This window comes from Olsenella sp. CU969, assembly GCF_905219715.1.
Taxonomy (GTDB): domain Bacteria; phylum Actinomycetota; class Coriobacteriia; order Coriobacteriales; family Atopobiaceae; genus Granulimonas; species Granulimonas faecalis.
Genome location: NZ_CAJMXC010000096.1, coordinates 1 through 6,360, shown reverse-complemented (window position 1 = coordinate 6,360; position 6,360 = coordinate 1). Strand labels below are relative to the sequence as shown.

Below are 6,360 nucleotides of genomic sequence, written 5' to 3'. Positions count from 1 at the left end.
TTAACAGTTTGGTATAGCAAGAGAAAGTTTTCCGGGGGGGGGGGGGTTCCGTGGGCTTTTGCGAGTGTTGAGCACTTTGTGAGAGAAGCTGTGCGCAGGGGCGCGCGCGTGGCCTGTGCCATGGCGCTGATTGACCAGTCGAGCGGCGAGGCCGAGGCAACCTGTGCACTGGCTCGCTCATGGGGTGTCTCTTCGTTTCGGTTGGCTTCCGTGCTGTCAGAAGGAAGAGCGGTGGGGCTGGAGGGCGAGCATCCGTGGCGCCCGTCATCTGTGCGTAGGCTTCTACGAAGCCTGCAGGAAAAGTTTGAAACTGAGGACTTCTCGGTTGTATTGGCCGACGAAGAGGCGGTGCCCAATGCCGAGGCGTTGGCCTACGGATGTGGGACAGGGGAGCGCCTCTGGTACGTGGAGCCTGNCTTCTCTGTGCGNCCNTGCCCGCTTTTGCCGGAAACAATTGGCAATTTGTCGCGTCAAACCATTGAAACGGTCAGGCAGAACAGGGCACGCAAGATGAGGGCCATCGCTGACCCATCTCCGGAGCGGTGCGGAGGCTGCGACCGTGTGGACGAGTGCAAAGGTTGCAGGGCCGTGGGATGGGCAGCTGCCCATGGAGAGAGAAGCGGTCGTTGCCTCTGGTGGGGCACCTGCTTCAAGAGTCTAGACGCTGAGGGGTGAGACCGTGCCATCTATCGACGTGTCCGACGTCTCGNTCTCCTATAGGACGCTGCTGCGCAAAAAACAGGTGTTTGATGGGTTCTGTCTGAACATCGACGGGGGCGTCTGCTGCCTTTTGGGCCACAACGGCGCGGGAAAGACCACGCTGCTCAAATTGATCTATGGGGTGCTCAAGCCGTCTCNGGGCGCCATCGCCGTGCATATGACCAGGATGGACGGCATGGCGCTGGTGACGGGGCCATGGGGCGTGGAAGAGCGTCTATCATCCCGCGAGAACCTGCGGTTCAGAGAAAAATACCTAGGCAACTCAGACGTTGTGGCTCAGGGAGAGCGATGGGCGCGGCGAATGGGGATTGCCGGCTACATGGACACGCCCTGTCGCGAGCTTTCCTCCGGCCTGTTTGTGCGGGCCGCCTTAGTGCTTGCGCTGTCAGAGTCGCCCGAGGTGCTGCTCCTCGACGAGCCCACCGCCGCCGTCGACCCCGAGACCCGGGTGGTGGTGGCTCAAGCCGCGGCTGAAATGGCAGATGTCGGGTCTGCGGTGGTGGTAGCCACCCACGACTTCGACCTCGCCCACAAGGTTGGGGGAAGGGCCGTCGTGCTTGACGAGGGATCTTTGGTTGACGNCTTCCCGCTTGCGNAATGCTCGCGCGATGAGCTTGAGAGCAGGTACTTTGCGACGGTGCGTCACGTGGGGGAGGGGAGCTGACTGTGGTCGGTGCGCTCTTTTATAAAAGCCTGATGTTCATAAAGAGATCTTTCAAAGAGACTGCTTGGATAGGGTNCGCATACGTCTGGTTTTTTGGGCTTCTGCTCGTAAAACCCTATTGGACGCTGGCCCCTTTGGTGGGGNTCCAGTCGCTAGAGCTCTTTCTTTATAGTGGTGCTGTCCTGACCATCTCCATGCAGTTCTACTCTCTGATCGTNAGGGACGACATAAGGTCGGGCGTCCTGCAGCACGTCTGCCTGGAGAGGCGCCCCCTGTTGAGCTCTCTCATGGGCGCGGCCGCACTGCCGGCCATGACGGGGCTTGTATTTGGCATCTCGCTGGTCGCCGTCTACTGTGCGGTNGACGTCTCCGCGGCCTCCGCGCTGATGNAGAATAACATTATAAACGTTATTTTTCTCATGTCAGGGATTGTGGCTCTCGCCGTGTCCTCGGCCCCGCCCTGGGGGCTCGTCTTCGGCGACTCCGACGACATGCAGATCGCCTACATCGCCACGGTGCTGGTCGTCCTCGCGGTGGCGGTGCTCGCCTTCCTGCCCCGCTTTGGGGTCCTCGGGGTGTCCGCCGGCCTGTGGGCGGCGTCGGCGGCCTTCTTCGGGGCCTTCCGGGTGCTGGCCCGCAGCCGCTTTCGCCCGACGGGGGAGGTCTCGTGAGGGGTGAGCGCGAGGCGTGCCGGTGCCGAACCACCCTGTTCAACGGGCGCCTTGCCACGTCCTGTGATGTGAGGGCTGGCGTATGGGAGTCTTTTTCAACCGGCTCGTTCAGGGCTTCTGGCAGATCATCTGGAGCGAGTCGCTGCGATCCTCTCGAAGTGACCGAGACTCTTTTCCTTTCGCAACAGAAAGAAATTGAGAAGANGCTTGGTTGTTTAATTAACAACTTCGGCTGTGGCGGTGAGACTTCGGTCTCCATGCTCTTTGAGGAGAGTCGGGAGCGGGTTGCATTTGGGCTGGTTTCGGACAAGCGCAGGTGCTCGTTCTTGCGGTTAATTATTCACACGAAGGGCATGCCCCATTTTGTGCGGGATTGGGTTCTTCGCGAGTGCACACTCGACGAACTCCTGGCTGCTGCCAGCGGAGCGATTCGCCGGGCCGCTCTTGACCAAAATCGGGGCCTAGGCTGCCCACGAAGTGCGTTTCGCTGTCGAGAGACTCTGCCTCTTCGCCCCCCCTGCGCCTGNNAGTCGCTGAGGGTGCCCACAACGGCTTTCAGGCGCAGGGGAGGGCAGGGGGGTGACAAACCAACCTGGTACCTTGTNTGCCTGGCGCAATCCCTAGTCGGCGATGCGGACCTTCACGCAGGCCTTGAAGAGCGGGGCCGGGGCGTCGAGGCTGCAGCCGGGCTTGTGGGCGTCGGCCGGGGCGGTCAGGCAGAACTCGCCGGCCTGGGTGACGACCCAGCTCTCCAGCTCGGGCTGCTCCACGAGGACGAAGTCGTTCTCCTCGTCGAAGGCGCCCTTGGGGGTGCAGTCCTTCATGCGGGCGATCCCCATGAGCTCCACGCCCGAGAAGACGTAGTGGATGTCGATGTGGTCGCGGTGCGCCTCGTAGTCCTTGGTGCCGGCGGGGGCGGTGTCGAAGCGCATGACGTTGGCGAAGACGTCGTCGCCGTCGATGTCGTTGCGGCCGAGCTCGAGGGTGGCGGGGTCCACGGTGCGGCACCAGTCCATGGCGCGCTCGATGCGCTCGGAGGTCACGGGGCCGAAGGCCTTGGCGTCGATGGATGCAGAGATCACGGGTGCTCCTTAGGTGGGTGCGGAAACGGGCGTCTCTCTGTATGCCCCTCCGTGTCCCTCTCTAAGCGTCGCCCGGCACGCCGTCCGGCCGGGCGGCGNCCCTGCATGANGCCNCTAGCCCACNGCGCCGCCCACGGTGGCCCACGGCGCCCCCTGTCCGTGGTCGGGGGCGACCGTCTTTGCACTATCCTGTGACTACACGCCTCTACCTGCAGTCTCGATCCCCGGGAGCCAGCCCATGCCCTCTTGGAACATCCACACCGGCCTCGTCGAGCACGTCCTGGCGCCCGGGGACGCCGCGACCCTCGGCATCCGCGACGCCAACCTGTTCCTCTTCGGCAACCTCGTGCCCGACATCTACGTGGGCTACATGGCNCCGGACGTCTCCCACACCCTCCGCTACATCGACACCCACTACGGCCAGCCCACGNACATCCCCGTNCCNGAGGNGGGCCNGTTCTGGGACGACNGNGTCGCCCCCGCGATCCCCCAGGGCGGCGTGGACGACGTGGTGCTCGGCGCCTGGGCGCACCTGCTCGCCGACAACCGCTACAACGCCTGCGTCCGCACCTTCAACGAGGCCCGCTCCATCCCCAGCGGCGAGCGGACTCGCATCGCCAAGCAGGGGGACTTCGACCTCTTCGGCCATTCCCTCGGCATCTCGTCCACGGTGGAGGTGACGCCCGCGCTCGTCGCGGCCGCCGCGCGCTTCCCCCAGTACGCCGTCGANGCCGCGGACGTGGCGCGCGCCGCCGCGGCCGACCGCGCCATCGTGGAGGCCGCACGCCGGCCACCCGAGCGCACCACGTATGAGCTGCTGCCCCGCGACCTCATCCAGGAGGTCTTTGACTCCGTCGTGGCGGAGACCCGCGCAGGCCTCGCCGCCTACACGGCCGCCCTCCGCGAGGCCGGCTTCGACCCGTCGGCCCCGGCGCCGGAGCTGCCGCTGCACCGCCCCGACCTCTGGGTGGGGCCGGAGCCCGCCATACGTTTTGCCGGGGACCCCCAGGCCGGCGCCGCCGTCAACGACCCAGTGGAGGGTGCGGGGGCCCATGCCCGCTGACGGAGTCTGATGCGCGGTCCGGACGCTCCGGTCCGCTAAACTGTGACAGGCCCCGTGCGTGCCCGGGCGAACGCTTTTGGGAGATGATTTCATGGCCGATTTCGAGAGGGACGACTCCAGCCTCCTGTACATCCAGGTGGCCGACTACGTGCGCGAGAANATCTACAGCCACGAGTGGGGCGTCGACGACCGCATCCCCTCGGAGCACGAGCTCATGGCCANGCTGCACCTCTCCCGCGGCACCGTGCAGAAGGGTATCCGCGCCCTGGTGGACGAGGGGCTCCTCGTCCAGCAGCGCGGCCGCGGCACCTATGTGGTCCAGCCCATCATGGCCCGTCCCACGTCCAACTACCTGCTTNCCTTCGCCGAGTCCATGGCCTCCCAGGGCATCCCCTACGAGACGCGTCTCGTGGAGAAGCGCGTGGAGCCCGCCAACAAGGCCTGCGCCTGGGCCCTGGGTCTCGACCGCGGCGACCCCTACCTGTACGTGGCCCGCGTGCGCTCGGTCTTTGGGGAGCCGGTCATGTTCATTGAGAGCCACGTGTCGCTGGAGGCCTGCCCCGGCATCGANGACGCCGACTTTGAGCACGAGGGGCTCTTCGAGGCGGCGGTGCGCACGANCGGCCACGNGGTGGGCCGCTCCAACCAGGTCTACTCCGCCTGCGTCTGCGGCAAGCGCCGCGCAGAGTGGCTCGAGTGCGACGAGAAGTCGCCCGCCCTGCAGCTGGAGCAGACCGTGTTCCTCGACGACGGGCGCGCCTTCGAGTGGGGCTGCGTCTGGCTGCCCGCCAACCGCTGCGTCATCAGCGCCAGCACCGAGCGCGCCTAGGCGGCCCCGGGGCCGCCGGCNNTCGTGCGCGGGGCGTCGTCCCGGGCCGGGAGCCTGAGGTAGCGGCTGGGGTTCACGAGGAACCCGAGTTTCCACAGGCGGTCCATGGCCACGTTGACGGCCACCGGCAGCCCGTAGGCCACGGCCAGCGTTCCGGCGACGAGGAGGGGCGCCGGCAGCGACGCCGGGCCTGCCAGGTGGAACCACACCGCGAGGAACATCGGGTGCATGAGCCAGATGCCCTTGGTGTAGCCGTCGACGGCCGAGAAGAACCCCCACTGCCCGCGGCCCGCCGAGAAGATGCGCCCGTAGAGCGCCGTGGCCGCCCAGAGTCCGCCGACCGTGAGCAGGGCCTCCATCGCGGGTGCGGCCACGATCCCGGCCCGGGAGGCCCACAGCAGGGCGACCGCGNCCACCGCCCAGGCGCCCCAGAGCGCGCGGGGGCTCCCGAGGGCCGTCAGGGGGCGGCCGTCCCCCTCGGCCGCAGCGAGGGCCATGCCCCCGCAGAACCAGATGCCGTTGGCGCAGCCGTTGAGCACCACGTAGGGGAGGTGCGCCACCGCCTCCTGCCCGCCAGGCATGGACTGCGCGACGACCAGGGCGACCTTGAGGGCGGCCGCCACGGAGACCGTCAGGGCCGCCTGCCTCCGGGAGCGCAGGGTCGGGACGACGGCGTAGAGGGCCAGCGCCACGAGGAAGAAGCCCACGGGGATCACCGGCTCCACGAGCAGGGCGCGGCCGAGGGCGGCGGGCGAGAGGCCCGGGCCGGCGCCGGTCCAGCCGTCTACGAGGAGGGTGGGGACGGTGACCGCCGCGAGGGGGACGAGCATGTAGACGAGCTCGCGCCCCATGGAGACGAGCCACGAGCGGCCGCTGTCCACCAGCCACTGGCGCTGGTAGAGGTAGCCATACCCGAGGTAGAAGACCGGCAGCTGCANCGGCAGGAGGCAGCGGGTCCANAAGTCNNGCGCNGGGNCCGCAGACNGGACATGGCNGGCGACGAGTGCGGAGACGACGCTGCCCAGGGCGAGGAGCAGCGAGGCGGTGGACTCCAGGTTGTAGATCCAGGTGGTGTCCGTCGCACGTGGGGACCTGCGTCTCATGATCGTCCCTCTACGTGGGCGGGAGAAGCCAGATGGAGCCCGGGCCTCAGCGGAGAGAAAGCAGAGAGAGATGAGAGAGAGCGCTGAAGCCCGGGCTCCTCCAAGGCGACGATGGGGTCCTGCAGTGCCGGGGGAGCGTGTGCAGGTCGTCCGCCTTGGTGCTTGTCTCGCTCATTCCCATAAGGGACACCAATATGCTAGATATGCCGGCGTCGTCACGTTTTGGAC

At 66.8% G+C, this 6,360-nt stretch carries 4 protein-coding genes; 3 read left to right on the top strand and 1 reads right to left on the bottom strand.

Annotated features, from left to right (window positions below):
• Positions 1-679 precede the first annotated feature (679 nt).
• Together JX283_RS07620 and JX283_RS07615 are read left to right on the top strand one after the other, a co-directional pair.
• A complete protein-coding gene (locus tag JX283_RS07620) occupies positions 680-1,384 on the top strand; it encodes an ATP-binding cassette domain-containing protein (RefSeq protein WP_204830040.1) in 705 nt (234 codons plus the stop codon).
• Positions 1,385-1,803: 419 nt separating this feature from the next.
• On the top strand, positions 1,804-2,055 hold the full coding sequence (locus JX283_RS07615) for a hypothetical protein (RefSeq protein WP_204830039.1): 252 nt from the start codon (positions 1,804-1,806) through the stop codon (positions 2,053-2,055).
• A 620-nt stretch (positions 2,056-2,675) separates the two neighbouring features.
• On the opposite strand, the gene JX283_RS07610 is transcribed toward JX283_RS07615, so the two are convergent.
• Positions 2,676-3,137 (bottom strand): YhcH/YjgK/YiaL family protein, encoded by a 462-nt coding sequence (locus tag JX283_RS07610; RefSeq protein WP_135978295.1) that lies wholly within the window; start codon positions 3,135-3,137, stop codon positions 2,676-2,678.
• 1,154 nt (positions 3,138-4,291) lie between these two features.
• Between JX283_RS07610 and JX283_RS07605 the strand changes: the two genes are divergently transcribed.
• Positions 4,292-5,029 carry a GntR family transcriptional regulator gene (locus JX283_RS07605; protein ID WP_204830038.1) on the top strand — a complete coding sequence of 246 codons (738 nt, stop codon included), beginning with the start codon at positions 4,292-4,294 and terminating at the stop codon, positions 5,027-5,029.
• Positions 5,030-6,360: the final 1,331 nt, after the last annotated feature.

Excerpts from the sequence above, each read along its gene's own strand:
- JX283_RS07615 (WP_204830039.1), top strand. The coding sequence starts at position 1,804 with ATGTCAGGGATTGTGGCTCTCGCCGTGTCCTCGGCCCCGCCCTGGGGG.